Origin of the sequence: Luteibacter aegosomaticola (assembly GCF_023078475.1) — a bacterium.
Taxonomy (GTDB): Bacteria; Pseudomonadota; Gammaproteobacteria; order Xanthomonadales; family Rhodanobacteraceae; genus Luteibacter; species Luteibacter aegosomaticola.
The window spans coordinates 4,453,202-4,478,861 of record NZ_CP095741.1; the positions used below are offsets into that span (position 1 = coordinate 4,453,202).

General features: G+C 66.6%; 27 protein-coding genes and 1 other RNA gene. 24 read left to right on the forward strand and 4 right to left on the reverse strand.

The window, feature by feature from the left end:
• Positions 1-53 precede the first annotated feature (53 nt).
• The 12 genes from rph to cydX all read left to right on the forward strand — a co-directional run bounded on the left by rph (position 54) and on the right by cydX (position 11,422).
• The gene (rph, locus tag L2Y96_RS19960) at positions 54-785 is read left to right on the forward strand and encodes a ribonuclease PH (RefSeq protein WP_247329752.1); all 732 of its coding nucleotides are present in this window, start codon (positions 54-56) and stop codon (positions 783-785) included.
• Positions 782-1,294: a GNAT family N-acetyltransferase gene (locus L2Y96_RS19965; RefSeq protein ID WP_247329754.1), complete on the forward strand. Its 513-nt coding sequence runs from the start codon at positions 782-784 to the stop codon at positions 1,292-1,294. The genes rph and L2Y96_RS19965 overlap by 4 nt, the downstream gene beginning before the upstream one ends.
• Positions 1,294-1,887 (forward strand): RdgB/HAM1 family non-canonical purine NTP pyrophosphatase, encoded by a 594-nt coding sequence (gene rdgB / locus L2Y96_RS19970; protein ID WP_247329756.1) that lies wholly within the window; start codon positions 1,294-1,296, stop codon positions 1,885-1,887. Before L2Y96_RS19965 ends, rdgB begins: the two co-directional genes overlap by 1 nt.
• Positions 1,884-3,041 carry a radical SAM family heme chaperone HemW gene (hemW, locus tag L2Y96_RS19975; protein WP_247329758.1) on the forward strand — a complete coding sequence of 386 codons (1,158 nt, stop codon included), beginning with the start codon at positions 1,884-1,886 and terminating at the stop codon, positions 3,039-3,041. Before rdgB ends, hemW begins: the two co-directional genes overlap by 4 nt.
• Before the next feature lie 125 nt (positions 3,042-3,166).
• Positions 3,167-5,398 carry a DUF1631 family protein gene (locus L2Y96_RS19980; RefSeq protein ID WP_247329760.1) on the forward strand — a complete coding sequence of 744 codons (2,232 nt, stop codon included), beginning with the start codon at positions 3,167-3,169 and terminating at the stop codon, positions 5,396-5,398.
• Positions 5,395-5,742, forward strand: a complete 348-nt coding sequence (locus L2Y96_RS19985; RefSeq protein WP_247329762.1) for a PilZ domain-containing protein — start codon at positions 5,395-5,397, stop codon at positions 5,740-5,742. The genes L2Y96_RS19980 and L2Y96_RS19985 overlap by 4 nt, the downstream gene beginning before the upstream one ends.
• 57 nt (positions 5,743-5,799) lie before the next feature.
• Positions 5,800-6,408 carry a hypothetical protein gene (locus L2Y96_RS19990; protein ID WP_247329764.1) on the forward strand — a complete coding sequence of 203 codons (609 nt, stop codon included), beginning with the start codon at positions 5,800-5,802 and terminating at the stop codon, positions 6,406-6,408.
• A gap of 240 nt (positions 6,409-6,648) precedes the next feature.
• The gene (pepQ, locus tag L2Y96_RS19995) at positions 6,649-7,974 is read left to right on the forward strand and encodes a Xaa-Pro dipeptidase (RefSeq protein ID WP_247329766.1); all 1,326 of its coding nucleotides are present in this window, start codon (positions 6,649-6,651) and stop codon (positions 7,972-7,974) included.
• 375 nt (positions 7,975-8,349) lie between these two features.
• On the forward strand, positions 8,350-8,568 hold the full coding sequence (gene cydP, locus L2Y96_RS20000; protein ID WP_247329768.1) for a cytochrome oxidase putative small subunit CydP: 219 nt from the start codon (positions 8,350-8,352) through the stop codon (positions 8,566-8,568).
• Positions 8,568-10,136, forward strand: coding sequence for a cytochrome ubiquinol oxidase subunit I (locus L2Y96_RS20005; RefSeq protein ID WP_247337154.1), 1,569 nt, complete (start codon positions 8,568-8,570; stop codon positions 10,134-10,136). Before cydP ends, L2Y96_RS20005 begins: the two co-directional genes overlap by 1 nt.
• A gap of 13 nt (positions 10,137-10,149) precedes the next feature.
• The gene (gene cydB, locus L2Y96_RS20010) at positions 10,150-11,280 is read left to right on the forward strand and encodes a cytochrome d ubiquinol oxidase subunit II (protein ID WP_247329771.1); all 1,131 of its coding nucleotides are present in this window, start codon (positions 10,150-10,152) and stop codon (positions 11,278-11,280) included.
• Positions 11,281-11,293: 13 nt separating this feature from the next.
• Complete coding sequence (cydX, locus tag L2Y96_RS20015; RefSeq protein WP_247329773.1) at positions 11,294-11,422, forward strand: cytochrome bd-I oxidase subunit CydX; 129 nt, start codon at positions 11,294-11,296, stop codon at positions 11,420-11,422.
• 138 nt (positions 11,423-11,560) lie between these two features.
• Here cydX and L2Y96_RS20020 read toward each other — a convergent pair whose 3' ends face one another.
• Together L2Y96_RS20020 and L2Y96_RS20025 are read right to left on the reverse strand one after the other, a co-directional pair.
• On the reverse strand, positions 11,561-12,799 hold the full coding sequence (locus L2Y96_RS20020; protein ID WP_343218425.1) for an aminopeptidase P N-terminal domain-containing protein: 1,239 nt from the start codon (positions 12,797-12,799) through the stop codon (positions 11,561-11,563).
• A gap of 44 nt (positions 12,800-12,843) precedes the next feature.
• A complete protein-coding gene (locus L2Y96_RS20025) occupies positions 12,844-13,410 on the reverse strand; it encodes a UPF0149 family protein (protein WP_247329778.1) in 567 nt (188 codons plus the stop codon).
• 115 nt (positions 13,411-13,525) lie between these two features.
• On the opposite strand from L2Y96_RS20025, the gene L2Y96_RS20030 reads away from it, so the two are divergent.
• The 11 genes from L2Y96_RS20030 (at position 13,526) to L2Y96_RS20080 (ending at position 23,208) form a co-directional block, all read left to right on the forward strand.
• Positions 13,526-13,750, forward strand: a complete 225-nt coding sequence (locus L2Y96_RS20030) for a TIGR02449 family protein (protein WP_247329781.1) — start codon at positions 13,526-13,528, stop codon at positions 13,748-13,750.
• Positions 13,751-13,758: 8 nt separating this feature from the next.
• Positions 13,759-14,067, forward strand: coding sequence for a cell division protein ZapA (locus L2Y96_RS20035; RefSeq protein WP_247329783.1), 309 nt, complete (start codon positions 13,759-13,761; stop codon positions 14,065-14,067).
• 8 nt (positions 14,068-14,075) lie between these two features.
• Positions 14,076-14,259, forward strand: a non-coding RNA gene (gene ssrS / locus L2Y96_RS20040) — 6S RNA.
• Between the two features lie 109 nt (positions 14,260-14,368).
• Positions 14,369-14,980, forward strand: a complete 612-nt coding sequence (locus tag L2Y96_RS20045) for a 5-formyltetrahydrofolate cyclo-ligase (RefSeq protein ID WP_247329785.1) — start codon at positions 14,369-14,371, stop codon at positions 14,978-14,980.
• A complete protein-coding gene (locus tag L2Y96_RS20050) occupies positions 14,977-15,435 on the forward strand; it encodes an EVE domain-containing protein (RefSeq protein ID WP_247329787.1) in 459 nt (152 codons plus the stop codon). Before L2Y96_RS20045 ends, L2Y96_RS20050 begins: the two co-directional genes overlap by 4 nt.
• The gene (gene rpiA / locus L2Y96_RS20055; RefSeq protein ID WP_247329788.1) at positions 15,432-16,085 is read left to right on the forward strand and encodes a ribose-5-phosphate isomerase RpiA; all 654 of its coding nucleotides are present in this window, start codon (positions 15,432-15,434) and stop codon (positions 16,083-16,085) included. The genes L2Y96_RS20050 and rpiA overlap by 4 nt, the downstream gene beginning before the upstream one ends.
• A 147-nt stretch (positions 16,086-16,232) precedes the next feature.
• Complete coding sequence (locus L2Y96_RS20060) at positions 16,233-17,687, forward strand: DNA recombination protein RmuC (protein WP_247329790.1); 1,455 nt, start codon at positions 16,233-16,235, stop codon at positions 17,685-17,687.
• Positions 17,688-17,789: 102 nt separating this feature from the next.
• Complete coding sequence (gene folE, locus L2Y96_RS20065; RefSeq protein WP_247329792.1) at positions 17,790-18,386, forward strand: GTP cyclohydrolase I FolE; 597 nt, start codon at positions 17,790-17,792, stop codon at positions 18,384-18,386.
• A gap of 2 nt (positions 18,387-18,388) precedes the next feature.
• Positions 18,389-19,699 (forward strand): hypothetical protein, encoded by a 1,311-nt coding sequence (locus L2Y96_RS20070; RefSeq protein WP_247329793.1) that lies wholly within the window; start codon positions 18,389-18,391, stop codon positions 19,697-19,699.
• Positions 19,692-20,423, forward strand: a complete 732-nt coding sequence (locus L2Y96_RS20075) for a hypothetical protein (RefSeq protein WP_247329795.1) — start codon at positions 19,692-19,694, stop codon at positions 20,421-20,423. Before L2Y96_RS20070 ends, L2Y96_RS20075 begins: the two co-directional genes overlap by 8 nt.
• Positions 20,416-23,208 (forward strand): AAA family ATPase, encoded by a 2,793-nt coding sequence (locus L2Y96_RS20080; protein WP_247329797.1) that lies wholly within the window; start codon positions 20,416-20,418, stop codon positions 23,206-23,208. Before L2Y96_RS20075 ends, L2Y96_RS20080 begins: the two co-directional genes overlap by 8 nt.
• Positions 23,209-23,311: 103 nt before the next feature.
• Here the strand turns inward: L2Y96_RS20080 and L2Y96_RS20085 are convergent, their stop codons facing one another.
• Both L2Y96_RS20085 and cysK read right to left on the reverse strand, forming a co-directional pair.
• Entirely contained in the window at positions 23,312-23,986 is a 675-nt protein-coding gene (locus L2Y96_RS20085; protein WP_247329799.1) for a hypothetical protein, read from the reverse strand.
• 273 nt (positions 23,987-24,259) lie between these two features.
• Positions 24,260-25,213: a cysteine synthase A gene (gene cysK, locus L2Y96_RS20090; protein ID WP_247329802.1), complete on the reverse strand. Its 954-nt coding sequence runs from the start codon at positions 25,211-25,213 to the stop codon at positions 24,260-24,262.
• Between the two features lie 78 nt (positions 25,214-25,291).
• On the opposite strand from cysK, the gene L2Y96_RS20095 reads away from it, so the two are divergent.
• The gene (locus tag L2Y96_RS20095; protein ID WP_247329805.1) at positions 25,292-25,639 is read left to right on the forward strand and encodes an EF-hand domain-containing protein; all 348 of its coding nucleotides are present in this window, start codon (positions 25,292-25,294) and stop codon (positions 25,637-25,639) included.
• Positions 25,640-25,660 lie beyond the last annotated feature (21 nt).

Consider the following 25,660-nt stretch of genomic DNA (forward strand, 5'->3'; position numbering starts at 1 on the left):
GAAAGGAGGCAATGGTAAACTGACCCACCGCCCGCGCCCAACCCAGGCCCCCCATGACCTTCTCCCGTCCGAGCGGCCGCGCCGCCGACCAGCTGCGTACCGTCACCATCGAACGCCACTACACCCGCCACGCCGAGGGTTCCGTCCTCGTGAGCTTTGGCGATACCAAGGTGCTCTGCACCGCCTCCATCGAAGAGCGCACCCCGCCGTGGCTGCGTGGCAAGGGCGAGGGCTGGGTCACGGCCGAATACGGCATGCTGCCCCGTGCCACCACCGACCGTAACCAGCGCGAAGCCGCGCGTGGCGGCCAGGGTGGCCGCACGATGGAGATCCAGCGCCTGATCGGCCGCTCGCTCCGCGCCTGCGTCGACCGCGCCGCCCTGGGCGAGCGCGTGATCACTCTGGATTGCGACGTGATCCAGGCCGATGGCGGCACCCGCACCGCCGCCATCACCGGCGCCTACGTGGCGCTGGTCGATGCCGTGGGCACCCTGCTGAAGCGCAACGTGATCAAGCGTGACCCGATCATGGGCGCCATCGCGGCCGTGTCGGTCGGCATCTACAAGGGCGTGCCGGTGCTCGATCTGGACTACGCCGAAGATTCCGATTGCGATACCGACATGAACGTCGTCATGAACGATGGCGGCGGTTTCATCGAAGTGCAGGGCACGGCCGAAGGCCACGCCTTCCGCCGCGAAGAAATGAACGCGATGCTCGAACTGGGTGCCAAGGGCATCGGCGAACTGGTGCTGGCGCAGCGCGCCGCCCTGGCGGCCACGCCATGACCGAGGTCCGCGCCGCCACCGCCAGCGACCTCGACGCCATCGTCGCCGTACACCACGCCGCCTTCGGCCGGCCGAACGAGGGCGACCTCGTGCGCCGCCTCGTCGATGCCGGCCACGCCACCATCTCGCTGGTGGCCGTCGATGACGACGAGGCTGTGATCGGCCACGTGCTGTTCTCGCCGCTCACCATCGAAACCGGTGATGACGGCAAGTCGCTCGGCCTGGCGCCGATCGCCGTCCACCCGGATCACCAGCGCCAGGGCGTGGGCCATGCCCTGATCGAGGAAGGCATTGGTGCCTGCTTCGTCGCCGATGCCCGCGCGGTGTTCGTGCTGGGCTCCCCGGCGTACTACGCGCAGTTCGGCTTTTCCAAAGCCTCGGCGCACGACCTGCACGATGCCTTCGAAGGCGGTAACGCCTTCCAGGTGCTGCCGCTCACGGTTACCGGGCTCGAAGGCTATAAGGGCCGGGTGAACTACGCGCCGGCCTTCTCGGAAGGCGGCCTCTGATGCGCATCGTCCTGGCCTCCGGTAACGCCGGCAAAGTGGTGGAGCTGGAGCAGCTGCTCGCCGGCACCGGCGTTGAGCTGGTGCCGCAGACGGCGCTGGGTGTCTCCGATGCCGACGAAACCGGCCTCACCTTCGTCGAGAACGCACTGATCAAGGCGCGCCACGCCGCGCGCGCGACTGGCCTGCCGGCGCTGGCCGATGATTCCGGCATCTGCGTCGATGCGCTGGATGGCGCACCGGGTCTTTATGCCGCGCGCTATTCGGGCGTGCATGGCGACAGCGCTGCCAACAACGCGAAGCTGCTGCGCGAGCTCGCTGGCGTGCCGATGGACAAGCGCGGTGCGTACTTCATCGCCGTGCTCGTGCTGCTGCGCCACGCGGAAGATCCCGCACCGCTCATTGCGGAAGCCCGCTGGCACGGCACGATCCTGGAAGCTCCGCGTGGTGAAGGTGGCTTCGGGTACGACCCGCTGTTCCTGCCGCACGGCTCCGACCTGGGCGCGGCCGAGATCGAGCCGGCGCTGAAGAACCGCCTGAGCCACCGCGGCCAGGCGCTGGAGATCCTGAAGGCGCGCTTCGCCGAACTCGCATGAGCATGCTGTCGCCGCCGCTGTCCCTGTACGTGCACATGCCCTGGTGCGTGCGCAAATGCCCGTACTGCGATTTCAACTCGCATGGCGTGCGCGGCACGCCCGAATACGCGGCGTACGTGGACACGTTGCTGGCGGACATGGATGCGGAGCTGCGCGACTTTGGCGCCGCCATCGCCGGCCGCCGGATCGAAACGGTGTTCTTCGGCGGCGGCACGCCCAGCCTGTTCACGCCCGAACTGATCGGCCGTTTCCTGGAAGGCGCACGCGAACGCCTGCCCTTCGTGGACGGTGCGGAGATCACGCTCGAGACCAATCCCGGCACGGTGGAGCACGGCCGGTTCGATGGTTACCTGGCCGCGGGCGTGAATCGCATTTCGTTCGGCGTGCAGAGTTTCGACAACGACAAGCTGCACCGGCTCGGCCGCATCCATTCGGCGCATGAAGCCGCCGATGCGGTGAAGCAGGCGCAGGATGCCGGCATCGACAACATCAACATCGACCTGATGTACGCCCTGCCCCAGCAAGACCTGGCGGGCGCATTGGATGATGTCGATAAGGCCATGGCCCTGCGCCCGACCCACATCTCGCATTACCAGCTCACCCTGGAACCCAATACGGCGTTCGCGGCCAACCCGCCACCGTTGCCCGATGACGACGCGGCATGGGCTATCCAGGAGGCCTGCCAGGACCGGCTGGCCGCGGGTGGCTACGGCCAGTACGAGGTCTCGGCCTATGCCCTGCCCGATCGGCGCTGCGCGCATAACCTGAACTACTGGCGCTTCGGCGATTACCTCGGAATCGGCGCGGGCGCCCACGGCAAGGTGAGCGGCCCGGAAGGGGTGCGCCGGCGCTGGAAGACCCGCCTGCCCGCTGCCTATCTTTCGGCAGCCGGCGGCCCGGTGCGGATCGGCGGCGACAACCTCGTGGCGGCGGACGACCTGCCCTTCGAGTACATGCTGAATGCCCTGCGCATCATCGATGGCGTGCCCATGACGGACTTCACCGAGCGCACCGGCCTGCCGGCCGAGGCCATCGCCGCCGGATTGGCCGAGTGCCGCCGCAAGGGCTGGATCGACAACGACCCGACCGCCCTGCGCACCACCGCCCTGGGCCAGCGCTTCCTCAACGACGTCATCGAAGCCTTCATGGCCTGAGCCGGTCTCGGCTGTGACAGAGACCTAGACCATTCGCCTAGGTCTTATGCCCTTCACGTTCCTGCTGGCGCAGTGCCCGGACGGCCGTCTAAACTTGCGGCCAAGGCCGGGGAGGGGCCGCATCCATGAATCCAGGCACGCCGCCGCTCGGTCGGACGGGACCGCATCCTGTCGCCCTATCGCCGCGTGCCGAACGCGAGGCGCAGCAGGGTCTGTCCCTGTGCCTCACCTGGCTGGACATGCCCCTGCGCGAAGCCCTTCGCGATTTCGACCAGCGCATGTTCGCGGTCGCCGAAAGCAGCCGGAACCACCTCGAGCAGCAGGATTGCTTCGAAAGCCGCGGCATCGTCCAACGCGAGGGCCCGGCGTTCCGTGACCGCTTCGCCAAGCACCTGTCGGAGCGTTTCCGCCACCTCGGCGAGCTCGATGAACACCGCGCCTCGGCCAGTGAGTACGGTGGCCTCAACCTGAGCCTGGTCGATCCGGAAGAGCAGGAGCAGAGCGACGCCTTGTCGAGCATGGCCGCGCGCGCGGAAGCCCGCAGCGCCAGCAGCCTGTTCGAACTGGGTTACCGCCTGGCCGTGCTCGCCGGCACGCCGCCCCTGGAGGGCGAAGCATTGCCCGCCGGCCCGCGTGCCCTGACGGCGGCCCTGCAGGCGGCCATGGGCAACATGCCGCTGGTGCCGGCCCACCGCCTGATCCTGTTCCAGGCAGTGGATAGCCGGGTGCTGGGCCACAGCGAAGCCTTCTACGGCGCGCTCAACGAGCATTACCGCACCCGCGGCATCCTGCCCGGGTTCCGCGTGTACCCAAACGTGCGCGTCAGCAGTGCCCCGACCGGTGACCGCCGTGCCCGCGCGGGCGAGCCGGGCGCCAGTGAAGCGGGCAACGCGACGGGCGGCGGCGGTACGGGTACCGGCGCCGGTGGCGCGGCGCCCGAGGGCAATATCGGTGTGCTGGAAAGCCTGCGCCAGTTGCTGTCGCAGCGCGCGCAGACCGGCCGTGGCGCGGGCTTCGCACCGGGCCGCCTGGCTTCGGATGACGAATTGCAGACGGCGCTGCTGGCCCTTCAGGGCCACGTGAGCGACGTGACCGACGCCGCGCAGCGCGAGATCCGCAGCGCCGGCGCGCTGCGGGATGAATTGCTTACCCAGCTCAACCGTGGACGCCCCTCGGGCTCGCCGCAGGCCGAGCTCACCCTCGAGCAGGGCGATACGGTCGAACTCACCGCCATGCTGTTCCAGAACCTGGGCCAGCAGATGGGTGCGGCCAGTGCCGGCCGGCGCGTGCTCGGCGGCCTGCAGTGGCCGATGCTGCGCGCCGCGGTCAACGACCGTGGCTTCTTCGACCAGCCGGAACACCCGGCTCGGCAGCTGCTGAATACGGTGAGCGAAGCCGCGCACCATTGGCTCGATCCCGCCGAAGGCGAACCGGATAATGCGCTGCTCGATCGGCTGGAACGGCTGGTGGTCGATGCGAGCGCGGCGCAGGTGATCGACCCGGCCTGGCGTGCCGATATCGAAACGCAGATCGCGCAGCTTTCGCGCAAGGCGCATGTGGCCGAGCGTCGCCAGATCGAAGCGATGGAAGGCCGCGACCGGCTGGAGCGCGCTCGCCAGCGTGCGGCCGAGGTGATGGGTGAACGCATGGGCGCCGGCAGCGCGCCGCGCGGCGTGCTGCGGATCCTGCTGGAACGCACCTGGGCCGATGTGCTCGCGCTGCATATCCTGCGTGGCGGCGAGACCGGCGAGGCGTACCTGCATTGCCTCGGCGTCACCGACCAGTTGCTGGGCCGCCGTCCGGTGGCCGATAAGCTGAAGCTGCGCCAGGAAGTGGAGCGCGGTCTGGAACACCTGGGCATGCATCCCTCGGAGGCCGCGCAGGTTGCCGCAGGCCTGTTCGAACCCGCGCAGGAACGGCAGAACGACGAAACGCCCACCGCGACCGACGTGGCGATGCGCCTGAAGCAACGGCCGCGGCTGGGCGAAGGCACCGCGCACGGCGAGCCGGTCGCCCCGGTGGAACCGACGCCGCTGGATGCCGCCGCCCGCGCGATCTACGACGGTTTCGCGAGCCTGCGCTTTGGCACATGGTTCGAGTTCGTCCAGCCCGATGGCGAGGTCGTGCGACGCAAGCTCGCGTGGTTCTCGCCAGGCACGGGACGCTGCCTCTTCGTGAACCAGCGCGGCACGCGCAGCGACGACATGGACCTGACCCGCCTGGCAAGGCTGGTTTCGACGGGCGAAGTGCGCGAATGGCGCGAAGAACGCGTCCCGCTGATCGACCGCGCTTGGCAGGCCGTCGCACGCGCGTTGCGCCGCGAGCGCTTGAGTGAACGCATGGCAGGCCACGCATGAAGAACGAATTCGAACAACGCCGCGCGCCACGCAAGCGCGCCGCCTCGCCCATGCCGGTGGTCGATGTCATGAACGACGTCGTGATGGGCCAGCTGGGCAACCTTTCCGCGACCGGCATGATGTTGCTCGGCACGCGCGCGCCGCGCACCGGGGCCGTGCATCAGGTGACCTTCCAGCTGCCCGACGCGCAACACCGCGAGCACCCGGTGGTCATCGGCATCCAGGAGCAATGGCACGAACCGGCCGCCTCCGCGGGCCAGTTCTGGTCCGGCTACCGGATCATTTCCGCTAGCGAGGATGACGTGCGCGCCATCGATGAATGGATCGGGCCACCCGCCGACTGAACGGCGGCCATCGCGGACGCTTTACCCCAGGGGCCGCGAAGGGCCACCATCGCCACGATGAGCACGCCCACCACCCTCCTTGTCGATACCGAACTCGAGCGCGACGATGCCGCCGCTGCCGCGACCGCGCTGTACCTGAAGCTGGCCGGCGACGGCACGATCTCACCGTTGCCGAGCGCCGGCCTCGAGCCTGTGTTTGACGTGCTCGACCCACGCCTGATCGAAGAAACCGGCATCACCGCCATCGGCTTGCATGCCAGTGGCCACCGCTGGCGTCTCGAAGGCCAGGCGGCGGAGATGATCGACGGCGGCCGGGAGAACGGCATCTTCTGCCGCTACGACGGCAGCTTCACCATCCGCTGCCCGGAGTGCCTTGCCCCACTTTCACCCGGCGACGAGGGCAGCGATGCGCTCGAGGAAGCCCTGTCGTTGTGGGCCGATGCCTCGGATTCCGCGTTCGTCGCCTGCCCGAACTGCGCCGCCTGGACGCCGCTCACCACCTGGCGCTCCCCCGAGCACGACTTCGCCGTGGGGCACTTCGCCATCAGCCTGCACGGCGTGCACCTGCGCGCCTTCACCGACCCCGGCAACCACGCCGCGATGGCCCTCCGCCAGCGCCTCGGTGACCTGGCCAGCGACTTCACGGTGGTCTACTCCTCCACCTGACCGGCTGTCGATTCCCGCCCCGCCGCCTAAACCGTAGGAGCCCACCCTGTGGGCGACGCCTTTCGTACAGCCGCCACAGGGTCTGCAGCTCTTCCGCGAAAGATGTCGCCCACAGGGTGGGCTCCTACGGCATAGCTGTCGCGCACAGGGTGAGCAAGGATGTCGCCCGCAGGGTTGGCTCAGGCGGCCTGGAGGCGCACCATTAGGGATTGCCCCACCCCTCGTCCCCGGAGATCCCTGATGAACGACGCGCTGGCTGCGCTTTATCCGCAGCACCTCGCCACCTTGCGTGAACGCACCGATGTCGCCCTGGCGCGCGGCGGCTTCGACCATCTGGTGGTCCCGGCCGGCCGCCCCATCACCAAGTTCATGGACGACCTGGACTACCCGTTCACGGTGAACCCGCATTTCAAGCACTGGCTGCCGCTGGTCGATGCCCCGGGCAGCTGGCTGGTTTACACCCCCGGCAACAAGCCGAAGCTGGTCTTCCTGCAGCCGCACGATTACTGGCACGTGGTGCCCGAGGCCCCCACCGGTTACTGGGTGGACCACTTCGATATCGTCACCGTGCGCAAGCCCGCCGATGCGCTGGCCGAGCTGCCGGCCATGCTCTCGCGCTGCGCCGTCATCGGTGACCAGTATTGCGGCGTGAACGATGTGCAGCCGAACAATCCGTCGGCCGTGCTCGATTACCTGCACTACCACCGCGCGTACAAGACGCCGTACGAACTGGAACTGATGCGTGAAGCCAGCCGCCGCGGCGTGCGCGGCCACCGCGCCGCCGAGAAGGCCTTCCGCGAAGGCGCCAGCGAACTGGGTATCCACCAGGCCTACCTTGCCGCCGTCGGCCAGACCGATGCGGAACTGCCGTACGCGAGCATCGTGTGCCTCAACGAGCACGCGGCGATCCTGCATTACACGCACTTCGGCCGCGTACCGCCGGCGGAAAGCCGTTCGTTCCTGATCGATGCCGGCGCCAGCGCATCGGGCTACGCCAGCGATATCACCCGTACCTACGCGGGCAAGAACGCCGGTGAATTCCAGGCGCTCATCGATTCGATGGATGCCGCGGAGCGTTCGTTCGTAGCAAAGGTGCGTGCCGGCCAGAACTATCCGGAACTGCACGTGCACGCCCACCACGCGATCGCCGCTGTGTTGCGCGAACACGATTTCATCCGCATGAGCCCGGAAAGCGCTGTGGAATCCGGCGTGTCGTCGGCGTTCTTCCCGCACGGCCTCGGCCATGGCATCGGCATGCAGGTGCACGACGTGGCCGGTTTCCACGCCTCGGATGCCGGCGGCACCATCGCCAAGCCGGAAGGCCACCCGTACCTGCGCCTGACCCGCAACCTCGAAGCGGGCATGGTCGTCACGATCGAGCCGGGCCTGTACTTCATCGACATGCTGCTGGCCGAGCTGAAGGACAAGCCGGTCGCGAGCGACATCAACTGGGCCAAGGTGGACGCGTTCCGCAAGTACGGCGGCATCCGCATCGAAGACGACGTGGTCTGCACCACCGGCGAGCCGGAGAACATGACGCGCGACGCGTTCGCGGCATTGTCGTAACCGCACCCCCCGTGTAGGAGCCCACCCTGTGGGCGACGCCTTTCGTACAGCCGCCACAGGGTCTGTGGCGTTTTCGCGAAAGATGTCGCCCACAGGGTGGGCTCCTACGTTTCAGGCATAAGCGGCGATCGCGCCTAGCGGCGTATCGCCGCATGCCGCAAAGGCACCTGCCACCGCCACCACCGTTCCACGCAAGACGCCGACCCGGTCCTGGCGCACTTTACCCATGGAAAACCTGGCGTATGCTCGGGGCCAGGGGAAGAAGTCGAAGGGTACGCGGTCGAGGCGCTGCGACAATCGGCCATCGATCGCACACGAACGCGCGGGCATAAGCTTCCCGCAGATGTTCCAAAGGCCATCGCTGGAGTCGCACCCATGGATGTCGACGTTCCCAAAAGGCGCCCACGCTGGCGCGATAAGCCACTACCGAGGCTTGCCCTCGAACTGGCCTTCATCGTCGTCGCCAAGCTCGCCGTGCTGATGCTCATCTGGTATGTCGCCATCCGCCCCCTCCCGCGCGCGGATGTCTCGCCCGCCGGTGTGAGCCGGGCGCTCGCCCCCGCTTCCGCATCCACCCAGGAAACCAAGCCATGATCGTCGACCCCGAAGTCGTCGGCCTGTCGCGCATGCAATTCGCCCTGACGGCGCTGTATCACTTCCTGTTTGTACCGCTCACGCTAGGCCTCGCCTTCATGCTCGCCATCATGGAGAGCGTGTACGTGATGACCCGGCGTGAAATCTGGAAACGCATGACCCAGTTCTGGGGCGTGCTGTTCGGGATCAACTTCGCCATGGGCGTCGCCACTGGCGTCACCATGGAATTCCAGTTCGGCACGAACTGGGCCTACTACTCGCACTACGTGGGCGATATCTTCGGCGCCCCGCTCGCGATCGAAGGCATGATGGCCTTCTTCCTGGAATCCACGCTTGTCGGCGTGTTCTTCTTCGGCTGGGAGCGCACCTCGCCACTGAAGCACCTGATCGCCACATGGTTCATGGCTTTCGCCACCTCGCTCTCGGCGCTATGGATCCTGATCGCGAATGCCTGGATGCAGAATCCGGTCGGCGCCGCGTTCAACGCAGAGACGATGCGCATGGAGGTGACGAAGTTCAGTGATGTCATCTTCAACCCCGTGGCCCAGGCGAAATTCGTGCACACGGTAAGCGCCGGCTACACGATGGGCTCGATGTTCGTGCTTTCCATCAGCGCGTGGTACCTGCTGCGCGGCCGCAACGTGGATTTCGCGAAACGCTCCATGACGGTGGCCGCGAGCTTCGGCCTCGCCGCGTCACTGTCCGTCGTCGTGCTCGGTGATGAATCGGGCTACACCATCTCCGAGAACCAGAAGATGAAGATGGCCGCGATCGAGGCCATGTGGGAAACCGAACCGGCACCAGCGTCGTTCACGCTGTTCGGCTTCCCGGACGTGGCGAAACGCGAAACCCATGCCGCTATCCGCGTGCCGTGGGTCATGGGCCTGATCGGCACGCGCTCCATCGATGAGCCGATCCAGGGCATCGACTCGCTGCTGGACGATGCGCGCGTGCGCATCGCCGATGGCATCAAGGCCTACGACGCGATGCTGGTGCTCCGCGAGAACAAGAACGATGCGCAAGCCCGGACGATCCTGGCGGCGCACGATAAGGATATGGGATACGCGCTGCTGCTGAAACGCTTCATGGATGATCCACGCAAGGCCACGCCTGCGGATATCGAGCGCGCGGCCGAGAGCACGATTCCCAACGTGCCCGTGCTGTTCTGGTCGTTCCGCCTGATGGTGGCGTGTGGCTTCTGGTTCATCGGCCTGTTCGCTTATGCGTTCTGGCGCGCCAGCAAGCGCCGGCTTGAAGGCAAGCGGTTCCTTCGCGTGGCGCTGTGGAGCATGCCGCTGCCGTGGGTGGCCGCGGAACTGGGCTGGATCGTGGCCGAGTACGGCCGCCAGCCATGGGCGATCGAAGGTGTCTTGCCCACGGCACTGGGCGCTTCGTCGCTCACACCCAGCCAGGTCTGGATCTCACTCGGCGGCTTCGTGCTGTTCTACACCACGCTGGCCGTGATCGATGGCTACCTGATGGTGAAGTTCGCCCGGAAGGGTCCGGATGGCCTGGGCATGTGGCCGCCCTCGCCCGAGCCCTTGCCCACTACCGCCCAGACGGCCTGAAGGAGCACGCGCCATGTTTGATTACGAAACACTCCGCGTCATCTGGTGGGCCCTGATCGGCGTGTTGCTCGCCGCGTTCGCGATCATGGATGGCTTCGACTTCGGCGTGGCCGCGCTGCTGCGCGTGCTTGGTCGTGATGAACACGAACGCCACGTGCTGCTGGAAACCATCGAGCCCACGTGGGAAGGCAACCAGGTGTGGTTCATCCTGGGCGGCGGCGCGGTGTTCGCCGCATGGCCGCTGCTCTACGCCGCTTCGTTTTCCGGCCTGTATCTGGCGATGTTCGTGTTGCTCGCCGCGTTCATCATCCGGCCGGTGGGTTTCAACTTCCGCGAGAAGATCGACGACCCGCGCTGGACGCGCGTATGGGATTACGGACTGGTGGCGTCCGGCGTCATCGTGATGACAGTCTGCGGCGTCGCCTTCGGTAATCTGTTCCTCGGCCTGCCCTTCCATTACGACGCCGACCTACGTATGACCTGGGATGGCAGCTTCTTCCAGCTATTCCGCCCGTTTGCGCTGCTCTGTGGGCTGGTGAGCCTGTGCATGTTGCTTGCCCACGGGGCGTCGTGGGCGGCGATGAAGGCCGACGAAACCATCGCCGTGCGTGCGGCACGGATCGCTCGCATCACCTCGCTCGCTTACCTCGTGCTGTTCGTGCTCGCAGGTATCTGGCTGGCCTATGGCATCCCGGGTTTCGCCGTCGCGGGGCCGGTGGTGACCGATAGCGTGTCCAATCCGCTGGCGAAACAGGTGGCGGTGGGAGCCTCGTGGTTCTCGGGTTACCTCACCCATCCGTTCTTCTGGGTGGCGCCTATCGTGGCTTTCATCGGCGCCATGGGCGTGCAGCTGTTTGTCGCACGACAAGGTTTCCTCGGCTTCTTCAGCAGTTGCCTCTCGGTCGCGGGCACCATCGCCTCGGCGGGCTTCGCGCTGTTCCCGTTCCTGATGCCCTCGTCGGTGGATCCGCGCTCGAGCCTCACGGTGTGGGATGCCTCATCCAGCCAGGGCACGCTGTTCCTGATGATGTGCCTGGTGGCGGTGTTCCTGCCGATCATCATCCTTTACACGACGTGGGTGTTCCGCGTGATGCGCGGCCGCGTCAGCCTCGAACAGGTGCGTAAATCGCACCATATGTACTGAAGGGGAGCGAACGATGTGGTATTTCGCCTGGATTCTCGGCTTAGGCCTCGCATGCGCCTTCGCCATCCTCAACGCGATGTGGTTTGAAGTGCACGCGGATGATGAAGCGCACCAGAAAAAGGACGGCCACCCGCTATTGTAGGAGCCCACCCTGTGGGCGACATCCTTTCGGTAGGAGCCCACCCTGTGGGCGACGCCTTTCGTACAGCCGCCACAGGGTCTGCAGCTCTTCTGCGAAAGATGTCGCCCACAGGGTGGGCTCCTACAACAACCCGGGGTATCAGAAGGACGTGGGGTCTTTCGGCACCATGGCGGTCATGACTTCGGGGGCGCCTTTCGTGACGGCGATGTCGTCTTCGATACGGATGCCGATGCCGCGCCAGCGTTCGGCGACGCTTTTGTCGTTGGGCGGGATGTAGATACCCGGCTCCACCGTCAGCACCATGCCCTCTTCGAGCACGCGCGGCTCGCCGTCGATGCGGTAATCGCCCACGTCGTGCACATCGAGCCCCAGCCAGTGGCCGGTCTTGCTCGGGAAATACGGTTTGTAGGCACCCTCGGCGATCACCCGATCCACGCTGCCCTTCACCAGGCCCAGCGCGCACAACCCGCTCGCGATCACGCGGACGGCTGCGTCATGCGAATCGGCGAAGGCACGGCCGGGCCGTACCGCATCGATCGCGGCCAGCTGCGCTTCGTGGACGATGTCGTAAAGCGCGCGCTGTTCGGTGCTGAAGCGGCCATCGACTGGGTAGGTCCGGGTGATGTCCGAGGCGTAACAGTCCACCTCGGCACCGGCATCCACGAGCAGCAGGTCACCGGCCTTCAGCGTGGCGCGATTGGCCTGGTAATGCATGATGCAGGCATTGGCGCCTGCGGCGATCGTGGGCGGGAAAGCCGGCACGGCGCCGCGGCCACGGATGGTGCGAAGGATCTCGCCTTCGATCTCGTACTCGGCCACGCCCGGCGCTGCCAGCGCCATCGCGGCGAGGTGCGCCGCGCCGGCCACCTCGGCCGATCGGCGCATGAGAGCCAGCTCGTCCTTTGATTTGAACAAGCGCAGGTCGTGCAGGAGGTGGCTGAGCGCCACCAGGTCTTTCGGGACCACCCCGCCCCCCCTCGCCGTGCGCAGGCGGCGCATCCAGGCGAGCAGGCGGGCATCGAAATCGGGTTCCTGGCCGAAATGGCAATAAACGCGGGCCCGGCCCTCGATCATGCCGGGCAGGATGTCGTCGATGTCATCGATCGGAAACGCGTCATCCAGCTTCAGCTCGCGCGCCGCGCGGTCCGTGCCCATGCGCTCGCCATCCCAGCGTTCACGCTCGGCGTCGCGTTCGCGGCAAAAGAGCACCGTCTCGCCGTGCGCGCGACCGGGCAGCAGCGCGAGGACGGCTTCGGGTTCGTCGAAACCCGTGAGGTAGTGGAAATCGGAATCCTGGCGGTACGGCCACGGCGCATCGGCATTGCGCATGCGCTCGGGCGCGGCGGCGAGGATCAGTACCGCATCCTCGCCAGCCATGCGCATCAACTCCCGGCGGCGCCGGGCGTATTCAGCCGCCGTGATCAATGCAGGGTATCGCTGGCCGCTGCCTGGCGCGGGGCCATTTCCGCATGCAAGGTGAGCGCGCCCACGCGCACGTATTCTTCGAGCTCGGTCAGCGAATCCTCGTCACCTTCCACGTCTTCATCGAGCGTGACTTCGGTGGAGGCGATGGTGGCCATATCGCGGAGGATCTCGCGGGCATCTTCGCTCAGCTTCTTCGCCGCCTCGGGCGAACCGCCCAGGCCGAAGCCGCCCAGGAAGCCGCGGGTCCAGTCGGCCAGCCCCTCGACGCGTTCATGCAGCGGCGATTCGTCATCCGGCACCCACGGCATGAAGCTCAGGTCGGTATCGGCCAGCCACTCTTCGGTCTGGTGGCGAAGACGCACCAGCATGGCGCTTTCGTCGGCGTTGGGCGCCGGATCGGGTTCCAGCTTCAACGCATCCAATACGTTATCGGCCGGAAACGTGCCGCCGGCACTGATGTAACCCACGAGCGAGCCATGGAATTCACTCACCGAGGTACTGAGCTTGCAGCGCCCGATCAGTTCGGCGATATCTTCGGGGTCAACGGTCTGGTTGGCCGACATGGCGGGTACTCCTCAAGGATCGCCTTTAAGTCTAATCCACCCGGCCACCTGTCACGTGGACGAATTACCCTTCACGGCCTGCTGACAAGCCACGAACCCCTGTTATAGTCCGCGCATGACGAACCCGGATGCCTTCAAGACTGAATTGGAAGCCCTGAGCGCTACGCTCGACCGGCTCGTCGATACCGTCCGTCGCCTGACGGAGGAGAACCGCAGCCTGCGCCACAGCCAGGAACAACTGGCGAATGAGCGTGCGAGCCTGATGGCGCGCAACGAGCAGGCCCGCAGCCGCGTCGAAGCCATGATCCAGCGCCTGAAAGCGCTGGAGAACACGGGTTGAATCCAAGCATGAATGCCTCCGCCTCCGAACCCGTCTCCCTGCGGCTCCTCGACCGTGAATTTCACATCGCCTGCGCGCCGGAAGAGCGGGCGGGCCTGGTAGCGGCCGCGCGCTTCCTGGATGACAAGATGCGTGAACTCAAATCCAGCGCGAAAGTGCCGGGTTTCGACCGCATCGCCGTCCTGGCGGCCGTGAGCATCGCCCACGAGCTGCTTACTTTGCGCGGGCAGCACAATACGCAGGAACAGTCCCTGACCGACGGCCTGGCCGCATTGCGTAAAAAACTTGATGGTCTGCTCGACGCATCGGTAAAATAGCGGCCGGGCGTTCCCTGCGGTGCTCGCCAGCGCACTTTACATTTGCCTTGTTCCTACATACGACCCCGGGTCGGCCTTACACGGTTGTTGCGCATGTCCGCCTTCGTACGGAAAGCCTTGAGACCGTGTGGCTCTCCCACCTGATCCTTTGGATCAAGGTCGTTTGGTGCGCAGCGGCATCGCGGAGAACGCCTCTTTCTTTTGCCGGCCGGCCCCGCCTGGGGCCGGTCAGCGCCTTGCCCGCGGCACCGGGCGTGGCGGCTCACGGGCGCCCAGGACCGTGCCGTTCGGCTGAACGACCATGTCAAAGCTCCCCGAGAGACGTGAACTGCGGGCCGATCTTGTCCAGCGCCGCCGCGAGCTGAAGCCCGCCGAGCGCGTTGCCGCGGCCGCAGGCCTGCGCCGTTCGCTGGAACAGCTCCCCGAATACCTTACCGACAAGCACGTGGCCGGCTACTGGGCCACGGGCGGCGAACTGCCGCTCAACGTGGCGATCGGGCCGCTGGCCGAGCGTGGCCAGACCTTCTATCTGCCCATCGTCACCAAGACGGCCGGCAAGAAGCGCCTGACCTTCGCCCCGTGGACCACGGGCGAGGATGTAGACACCAACGAACTGGGTATCCCCGAGCCCAAGGCCTCGGAGCACATCATCGAGGCCGACAAGCTCGACCTGGTGCTGGTGCCGTTGCTGGGTTTCGACCGCAAGGGCAACCGCCTGGGTTTCGGCGGCGGCTACTACGATCGCAGCTTCGAGTTCCTGCGCGACCAGAAGCGCCCGGCACAACCGCTGCTGGTCGGCGTGGGCTATGCGTTCCAGGAGCTGGACGACATCCAGACCGCGGAATGGGATATCAAGCTCGATTACATCGCGACAGATAAAGAACTGATCGATTGCACGGGTGGCGCTGAATGAAATACTGGCTCATGAAGTCCGAGCCGGACGCTTTTTCCATCGATGACCTGGAACGCAAGGGCGTCGAACCGTGGGATGGCGTACGTAATTACCAGGCGCGGAACTTCATGCGCGATGGCATGAAGGTCGGTGACAAGATCTTCTTCTACCACTCGAACACCGATGTCCCCGGCATCGTCGGCATCGCCACCGTGGCCTCGCCGGCCTACCCGGACGAGAGCCAGTTCAACCCGAAATCGAAGTACTACGACGAGAAAGCGAAGCGCGAAGAACCGCGCTGGATGCTCGTCGATGTGAAGTTCGAACGTAAGCTCAAGCGCACCATCTCGCTCGATGAAATGAAGAACCTTGATGACCTGGCGGATATGCCGCTGGTGCGCAAGGGTAACCGTCTTTCCGTGATGCCGGTCGCCAAGCACGACTGGGATGTGATCCTCAAGCTGGAAAAAGCATGAGCCAGGATAACGAGAAGCGCCTCGCCGCCGAGACTGCCGCGTTCAAGTACGTCGGCAATGGCCCGAAGGGCCGCATCATCGGCGTCGGTACCGGCTCGACGGTGAATTTCTTCATCGATGAGCTGCCGCAGTACCGCGACTACATCAAAGCCTGCGTTTCCAGTTCCGAAGCCTCCAGCGACCGCCTGCGCAAGCTCGGCTTCGATGTGATGGACCTCAACGCCGCCGGCCGTCTCGATCTGTACGTCGATGGCGCCGACGAGTGTGACGGCAACAAGTGCCTGATCAAGGGTGGCGGTGCCGCGCTTACCCGCGAAAAGATCGTCGCTTCGGCCTCCGACAAGTTCGTGTGCATCATCGATGCTACCAAGCAGGTCGAGGTACTGGGCAAGTTCCCGCTGCCGATCGAAGTGATCCCGATGGCGCGCAGCCTCGTGGCCCGCGAAATCACCGCCATGGGCGGCACGCCGGTGTGGCGCGATGGCGTCACCACCGATAACGGCAACTGGATCATCGACGTACACAACTGGCGCATCAGCGACCCGGTGTCCCTCGAAGCCCAGCTCAACCAGATCACCGGCATCGTGTGCGTCGGCCTGTTCGCCAAACGCCCCGCCGACGTCGTCATCATCGGCAATCGCGAAATCTGAGACACCCCAGCGGCACGCTCCCCGCGCCGCCGCCTTCGTAGGAGCCCACCCTGTGGGCGACGCCGTTCGCGACAGAGCCGCAGGGCCTGTAGCGCCTTGGCGAAAGATGTCGCCCACAGGGTGGGCTCCTACGGTTAAGCTCGCCGCATGAATCTGGAAACCCTCCTTCTTATCGCGCTGCTGCTCGTCGGCCTCGCTTGCCTTGGTCTGCTTTTCGCGTTGCTCTCGCGTGGCAAACGCGACGCCGGCAGTGCAACGAAACTCGACGCCTTGCGCGATGACACCCGCCGCCTTGAAGGCGTCCTGCGCGACGAACAGCGTGCGGGCCGCAGCGAGTTGGGCGAAAGCTTTGGCCAGTTCCGCAGCCATGTGCAGGAACAGCTCCAGGCCGCTGCCACCCATCAGCACGAGCGCATCGACGGTTTTGGCCGCCGCCTGGACCAGCTCACCGAGCGCACCGATCTGGGCCTGCAGACGCTGCGCCAGGGCATGCAGGATGACGCCCGCAAGACCCGCGAGGAATCCGCGCTCACCCTGAAGCACTTCGGCGAACTGCTCGACCAGCGCTTCACTGCTCTCACCGCCGATAGCGAGAAGCGCATGGCCGACATGCGCGGCACGCTGGAAACGCGCCTCGCCGCGATCCAGCAGGACAACGCCGCCAAGCTCGAGCAGATGCGCGCCACGGTGGATGAAAAGCTCCAGTCCACCCTGGAAACCCGCCTGGGCCAGTCGTTCCAACTCGTCTCCGAGCGCCTGGAGGCCGTGCAGCGCGGCCTCGGCGAGATGCAGGCGCTGGCCGCCGGCGTGGGCGACCTCAAGCGCGTACTCACCAATGTGAAGACCCGCGGCACCTTTGGCGAAGTGCAGCTCGGCGCCCTGCTCGAGCAGATCCTGGTGGCCGAGCAGTACGACGCCAACGTCGCCACCGTGCCCGGTTCCGCCGAGCGCGTGGAATTCGCCATCCGCCTGCCCGGCGCCGAGGACGGCACCCCCGTGTGGCTGCCGATCGACGCCAAATACCCAATCGAGGACTACCAGCGCCTGCTCGATGCCCAGGACGCCGCCGATGCCGAGGGCGTGCTCAGCGCCGGCAAGGCGCTGGAACTGCGCGTGCGCGAGGAGGCCAAGCGGATCCGGACCAAGTACGTCGCCCCGCCGCATACCACCGATTTCGCGATCCTGTTCCTGCCGACCGAGGGCCTGTACGCCGAGGTCATCCGCCGGCCGGGCCTCTCCGACCAGCTCCAGCGCGACCACCGGGTGACCGTGGCCGGGCCCACGACCCTCACCGCCCTGCTGAACAGCCTGCAGATGGGCTTCCGCACGCTGGCGATCGAAAAGCGCTCGTCGGAGGTCTGGCAGGTGCTGGGCGCGGTGAAAAACGAGTTCGGCAAGTTCGGCGCGGTGCTGGAGAAGACCCGCAAGCAGCTGGATACCGTGCGCAACAGCATTGATAACGCCGGGGTCCGTACCCGGGCCATCGAGCGCAAACTGCGCGGGGTCGAGACCCTGGGCGGCGAGGAGACGCAGCAGTTGCTGGACCTGGTGCCGGGGACTGACGAGGCAGAGGCAGAGCCTGAGGGCGAGGGTGAGGATTGAGGCGACCCGGGATCGCGCGCAAGCGCGCTCCTACAAGGGGCCTCGACAGCCCCCGCCCCGCGCTACAATGGCCGATTGCACCTTGCCTGAGGAATCCACCTGATGAGCGACGACGCGAAGTCCCGTCCGGTTACCCGCGAGCAGGCCGAAGAGGCCGTTCGTACCCTTCTGCTGTGGTCCGGTGAAGACCCGACCCGCGAGGGCCTGCTCGACACGCCCAAGCGCGTGGTCAAGGCCTACTCGGATTGGTTCAAGGGCTATGACGAGGATCCGGCCGAGTACCTGCGCCGCACCTTCAGGGAAGTGGAAGGCTACGACGAGATGATCGTCCTGCGCGATATCGAGTTCGAGAGCCACTGCGAACACCACATGGCCCCGATCATCGGCCGCGCCCACGTGGGTTACGTGCCCACCGACCGCGTCGTCGGCATCAGCAAGCTCGCCCGCGTGGTCGATGGCTTTGCCCGCCGCTTCCAGGTGCAGGAAAAGCTCACCGCGCAGATCGCGCATTGCATCGAAGACACCTTGCGCCCGCGTGGCGTCGGCGTGGTGATCGATGCCAGCCACGAATGCATGACCACCCGCGGCGTGCACAAGCGCGGCGTGTCGATGGTCACCAGCCAGATGCTCGGCAGCTTCCGCGAGGATCCGCGCACACGCGGCGAATTCCTCCGCTTCGTTGGCGTCGACCGTCGCTGACCTTGAACGGGCCAGCTGACACCACCGTCCACGACGAACGCCTGCAGGATCTCTTCCGCGACGGCGTCGTCGCCGAGGACCTTCCCGCTGTTTTCCCGCTGTTGCGCGGGCGCAGCCTGCTGCGCACGTTCTCCGCGCTGTTCCACGGCAGCGAGGCGCAGGTACTCCTGCGCCTGCTCGTACTGCGCACGCTCGGTGCGCGCACGCACGCCACCGAGTGGACCCCGCAGGAAATCCGCGACCATCTCGCATTCGTCGATCCGGTCAAACTCGAGACCGTCGTCCAGCGCCTGAAGGACCACGACCTCCTGGTCTACGACACGGAAACGCTGCGTTATCGCGTGGGCCCACTGGGCCGCAAGGCGCTCGGCGCGCTGGCCACGATGCTCGAGTTCGAGAACGACGATGACGATGGCCTCGGCTATCTCACGGCGCAGCTCGCCGCGGGCCAGGCCGTCGGTCGCGTTTCCGCGGACGAACTGGGCCACCTGCTCTCGCGTTTGACGGAGCTGAAGGAAGACTTCGATCGCGCCGTGCTCTCGGGTTCGGAACACCGGATCCGCCGTGCCGCGCATCGCCTGGATTCGGTGTGGACCTGGGTCGAGAAGGGCACCGAGATCGTCGCCGCGATCACCGAGGCCGAAGAACTCGAACCCGCGGCGCACCGCCTCGCCCAGGCCGTGGGCCGCGCGCAAAGCGGCCTGCTCCGCCAGGCTGGCGTGTTCCAGCGCGAGCTCAACAAGATCGACCAGCACCGCGTGCACCTGGGCCGTACCGGCCTGTCCTCGTCGGACCTGGTCGGCTGGCTGCGCGCGCAGGATATCGAGACGCTCGCCGCCTTCGAGGAAGGCCAGCTCACCCTGCCGCTGCCCGCGCCTTTCCTGCACGACCAGATCGCGCTGGACGTCGCGGAGTACGAGCTGCTCGAACGCGAACGCATGGCCGCGGAAATCACCGCCCTGCCCGGCGCCGAAGAACCACCGGATACCGCCGACCTGCCGATGGGCGACGAAGACCTGCGCTTCCTCGAGGATTGGCATGCGGAGCTCGCGGCCATCGCCGCGCCGCGCGAACTCGCCGAGACGTTGATCGGGCACGACTACGCGCTATCCGCCTACCGTCTTTCCCTGCTCGGCCTGCTGGGCGATCCGGAATCCGCGGCGCTGGAGGGCGGCACCGCCGACCTCGCCCGCCTTCCGCTTGCCCTCGAAATCGAGCCCGTGTTGATCGACCCCGAACTGCCCCAGATCGCGCTTGTGAGCGCCGGCCGCCTGCGCCCGCGCACCGCCGCGAAGGACACCCCCGATGCATGACGAAACCGCCAGCCTGGTGACCCGCCTGCTCGCGCAACGCTGGCTGCCGCGCGATGACGCGCAGGCTCGCAAGGCGCTGCTCGACGAGGCCTTCCGCGAAGACCTGGACCGCCGCCTCGAAGCAGTCGGCCTGGAGCTGCGTGAACACCCGTACGCCGCGTATATCGGCCTGGCCGTGGCCCGCAAGAGCGAGCGCGCGGTGTTCGGTGGCAGCGATAGCTGGATCAGCAACACCATGCAGATCGACCGCGACGGCGTCGCACTGCTCGTGGTGATCTGGGCGCTTATCGTGCTGCCGAAGCGCCAGCGCCAGATCGAACGGCAGGACGTGGACGCCGCCGCCTCGCAGGCGCAGATGTTCGCCGAAGAAAAGCCCATCCCGCGCGACCCGACGGTATCGCCGGTGATCGCCGAACGCACCCTGCTGGCGGACTTCGCCGACAAGCTCGGCGGCAAGACGCGCGTGAACTTCAACCTGGGCACGCTCAACCGCCTCGGCTTCATCATCCGCCGCAAGGGTGAAGTGGCCGAAGGGCCGCTGCTCGATCTCGCGTTCGACTACGAGCGCACCGCACGGCGCATCCTCGATGGCGCGCTGGGCGATCTGCTCGCCGATGCCTCGTCGCGCGCCACGCGCGCTGCAGCGGACGCGAGCGACGACGAGCCGCTCGACGATACCGACACCGATACCGAGAACGAAGCCGGGGCCACCGACGATGTTTGATTTCCGTAGCCTCGAAGTCGTCCACTGGGATTACTGGCAGCGTTTCAGCCTGCCGCTCGATACCAACATCGTCACGGTGGTGGGCCCGAACGGCTCGGGCAAGACCACGCTGCTCGACGCCTTGCGCACCCTGCTCACGATCGATTGCGCGGGCAACCGCGATTACAAGAGCTACCTGCGCCACAACGGCAAGCCGTTCGCGTGGCTGCGCGCTCGCGTGGGCAACATCCCGGGGCCGAACGGCGAGCGTCCGTTCTTTCCGCTGATGGACCGCGAAGTCACGCTCGCCTGCCGTATCCAGAAGAAGGGCGGCGAGTGGACGCGCCAGTACGCTGTCGTCGGCGGCGATGTGAGCATCGAAGACATCGAAGCGCGCAATGATTTCCTTGGCCTGCGCGAGTATCGCGTGCGCCTGGAAGGCGCCGGCCTCTCGCAGGCCATCCGCCGCGTGCTCACGCTCGAACAGGGCGCCACGGACAAGCTCTGCCAGCTGCCGCCGAAGGCACTGCTCGATCTCGTCTTCGACGTATTCGGCGACAAGGCCGTGCTCGACGATTACCAGCGTGCCCGCAATGAACAAGCCGAGGCCGATCGCGAACAGCACGGCCTGGAACACCAGCTCTCGCTCATCGGCGTGAGCCTGCAGGAAGCCGAAGCGCGTGCCCGCTCCTACCAGGAGTGGAATGCGCTGAAGGACGAACGCGTGTCGCTCGTGGCGGAAGTGCTGCCGCGCACCGAATACGCCGATCTCGCCGCCAGCGTGCGTGGTGCGCGCCCCGCCTTGAACGGTGTGAAGCGCAAGGTGAGCGAACTCGAACAGCGTGATGCCGAGCTCACCCGCCAGCTCGCCGAACTGGACGCCAACGGCGAACAGCTACGCGGCGAGCAGAACGAAGCCGACATCGTCCGCCAGTCGACGCAGAAGAGCCTCGACGCCGCCCGCGCGGCCCTTGCACAGAACGACCTCGTCATCCGCCAGGAAAACCGCCTGCGCGAGATGGTGGCCGCACAGAGCGGCGCGGATCACGAGCGCCTTGCGGATATCGCCCGCGATGCACGCGCCCGCCTGCATGCACTGCAGAACGAAGAGGCCGGCCTGCGTCAGGAACTGTCGACACTGACCACCAAGCTCACCGCCTGGCGCAGCGGCCGCCGTTATACGCCGGAATTCGAAGCCGGCTTCCGCCGTGCGCTTGACGAAGCCGGCATCCGCCACAGCATGCTGAGCGAGATCGTCGAGATCACCCAGCCGCGCTGGCAGCCAGCTGTCGAAGCCGTCCTGGCCGGTTACCGCCACGTGGTGCTGCTCGATGATCCGCGCGATCGCGAGAAGGCGTGGAAGCTCGGCGAATCGATGCGCTACAAGCACTTCGTGGTCGCCGACCGCGCGCCGGCCGAGAAGCCCGTCGCCGGCTCGCTGCACGAAGTCGTCGAGTTCTCCGCCGCCGCGCCGGACTGGCTGCTGCGCAACCTCGACCGCATCCAGCGCGTGGAAGACGTGCCGGAAGGCTCGAAGCTCGGCCGCGACCAGGACTGGATCACGCCGCAGGGTTACTTCCGCGAACGCCGCGGCGGCCGCCATCTGGGCGTGGACGATATGTACTTCGGCGCCTCCGCCCGCGAGCGCCAGCTGCGCGATGGTGAGGCGAAGCTGCGCGAGGTCGAAGGCCGCCTGCGTGCGATCGCCGATGAGCGCAAGACCGCTTCGGCCCAGGCCGGCGACGCCGAAAGCATCCTCCGCGGTGCGAATGCCAGCAGCCAGCTCGCCGATCGTGCGGAAGAATTCAACGAGGCGCGCGAACAGCAGCCGCGCTTGCAGGAAGATGTGCAGCGCACCGCCGACAGCCACGCCGCAGCCGAGCAGTATTACGAGAGTGTGCGCGAGAAGCGCCTGAAGACCTCGAACGGCCGCGACAACGGCGCGCGCGAACAGCGCAGCGTGCAGAACCAGCTGGCCGACACCGTGCGCCAGTACCACCAGTCGCGCGGTGAACAGGTGGATCGCCTCAAGGCATTCCGCGCCAAGCGCAAGCATGTCTCCCTGGCCCATCGCACGCGTGCCGCCATTGCGGCGCTACGCGAGCGCTTTGAATCACCGGCCGCCGTGCGTCGTGAGATGGACCGTGTGGAACGGCGCCTCGAGGAAGGCCACTGGGAACAGGACGCCACCGTGCTCGCCCTGCGCGAGAAGCTGGGCGCCGACCATGATGGCCTGAAGCAGGATCTGGAGAAGCGCCGGCTGCATCTGGAACGTGCGGGCCGGATTACCCACGAAGCGCGTGGCGCGTATATCCATGTGTTGCGCAATACGGTGCGCCGCTACGCCAGGAACCTGAAGATGCTGGCCGAACTGGCCGGCATCGGCGTGGACGTCGACCTCCCCGAGCTCGCCAACGACGATCTTTCCCTCGCCTCGGCCGCACTCCAGGTGCGCTTCGAGTTCGACAAAAAGGGCTGGATCGGCATGGACGACGGCGAAGCCTCCGGCGGCCAGCAGGTGATGAAGTCGCTGCTGCTCCTGGTCGCCCTGATGCGCGACGAAGACCGCCCCGGCGGCTTCGTGTTCATCGACGAGCCGTTCGCCCACCTCGATATCTTCAACATCGACAAGGTCGGCGCGTTCCTCAAGAGCACCCGCGCGCAGTACATCCTGACCACGCCGGCCACGCACAACGTCAACGTGTTCCAGCCATCCGAGCTCACGCTGGTGACGAGCAAGCGCCGGCCGGGCGCGGTGTGGGCACAGCCGCTGGCGGTACTACGCCGCCGAGCCGAAGTCGCCTAGTAGGAGCCCACCCTGTGGGCGACGCCTTTCGTACCACCGCCACAGGGCCTGTGGCGTTTTCGCGAAAGATGTCGCCCACAGGGTGGGCTCCTACAATCGTGCGTCAGTAGAAACGGCTTTCGCCCGGCACCGGGTTGTCCTCGCCCGAACCATCCAGCGCGTCACCGGCATCGTTGCTAGCGCGGTAGCGCGTCGGGTCGTGTTCGTCGTGGGCTAGCTGCGCCTGCTGCTTCTGCTTGCTGCGGCGGAGCAGCCACGCGGCGGCGAGGGCGGCGACACCGATGCCCGCGCCTACGGCTAGCGAGGTACGCGGATGGCTCTTCACCTGCTTGCTGGCGCGCGATGCGGCTTTACTGGCCTTGCGCGCCGCGCTCGCGGCGGCCTTTGAAACGCGCTGACCCGCATCCGAGGCAACGTCGCTGCCCTGATGCCCGACGCGCGCGGCAACGGCGCTGGCGTGATGCCCGATGTGCGCGGCAAGATCGCTGGCCTGATGTCCCGTCAGCGCGGCGAGCTTGCTGGCGCGTTTTTCGGTCCGGGACGCGAGCTTGCTGGCTCGCTTGCCGGTGGCCGCTGCCAGTTCCGCCGCCCGCTTTTCCGCCCGGGCCACGAGTTCGCGCACGTCATCCCCGAGGTCCACCACCGCCAGCCCGGCATGGCCCACGTACTGGCGGGCGGCGCCCTTCAGCTCGAGGGCACGGTCGTGTGTGATCGTGCCGGCGAGACGCTGGGCGCGACCGCCGAGTTCAGCGGTGAGGCTCTTGCGGAACAGGGACATGGGAGGGCTCCTTGGGCGTTCTGAGGCTCCCAAGGTGCCGCCGCGGGTGTGATGATCGTGCGTTGATGATGTTCGCTTCGCGTCACCGGTTCAGGATTTCCGGGCCCTGTAGCAGCACGCTCGCGCGCGACGGGTGCTCGTGGCGAACCCGATCGCGCGCAAGCGTGCTCCTACAACCGCCATTTCCATCGGCCCGACAACCGCCGGTTCGGGCGGGACGACGGCCGCCGTTGCAGGCGAGTCCGGCCGTCGTTTCGGGCCGAATCCCCCGGGTTACAGCGTGGCCAGCCAGTCTTCGTCGGTGCCTTCGTTGACGCCTTCGAAGAGGAAGGTGGAGAGGTAGCGTTCGCCGGTGTCGGGGAGCATGGCCAGGATGACGCTGCCTTCCGCGGCGCTCTTCGCATATTCGAGGGCGGCGGCCACCGTGGCACCGGCCGAGACGCCGACGAACAGGCCTTCTTCAGCGGCGAGGCGGCGGGCGGTGTCGCGGGCGAGCACCTCATCGACGGTGAGATCCTGGTCGAACACCTTGCGGTTCAGGACATCGGGCACGAAATCCGGGGTCCAGCCCTGGATCTTGTGCGGCGACCACGGCTTGTCCTGTAGCAGCGGGGCCGCAGCCGGCTCGCAGGCGATGATCTTCACCTCGGGGCGGGCCACCTTCAGTACCTCACCCACGCCGGTGAGCGTGCCACCCGTGCCCCAGCCGGTGACGAAGGCATCGAGGCGCTTGCCAGCGAAATCCTGGAGGATCTCGGCCGCCGTAGTGCTGCGGTGGTAGGCCGGGTTGGCGGGATTCTGGAACTGGCGCGGCAGGAACCAGCCGTGCTTCGCCGCGAGCTCTTCCGCCCTGCGGACCATGCCGGTGCCGCGCTCAGCCGCCGGGGTGAGGATCACCTTGGCGCCATACGCACGCATCAGCTTGCGCCGCTCGATCGAGAACGAATCGGCCATCGTGGCCACGAACTTGTAGCCCTTGGCCGCACAGACCATGGCCAGCGCGACGCCGGTATTGCCGGAGGTCGCCTCGACGACGGTGTCGCCGGGCTTGAGCAGGCCTTTCTGCTCGGCATCGAGGATCACGGCGATCGCCAGGCGATCCTTGACCGACCCGCCGGGATTGAAGGATTCGACCTTCGCGTACAGACTGACGTGCGCAGGTGCGATGCGGGGCAGGCGCACGATCGGCGTGCGGCCGATCGTATCGAGGATGCTCTCGTAGATCATGGATGGTTTCCAGGCTGGACGCAGTTCTCCGAGAGTACGCCGCCAAGGCGCCACCGACAAACCCCGAAACAGGCCACCATGACCCTCCGTTCCCGATGCCTCCTGGCCGCCCTCGCCCTCCTCGCGGCCACGGCCTCCGCCCAGGATTTCCCGCGTACGCCGAAGGAATACCTGCAGCGGATGGATACCAATGGCGATGGCAAGGTGGACGAGGCGGAGTACGTCCACTACATGAGCCAGGGCTTCCTGCGCATGGACGTCAACGGTGATGGCGTCATCGACGCGAACGACGGTCCGATGCGTCCCGGCGCGCGGCCGATCCACCTGGATGAGTTCCAGCGCAACCTGATCCACCAGTTCCACAAGCTGGATACGAACCACGACGGCTACCTCAACGCGCGCGAGCTAGCCCAGCCACCACAATAGCGGCTACCCTCTCCCGACTTA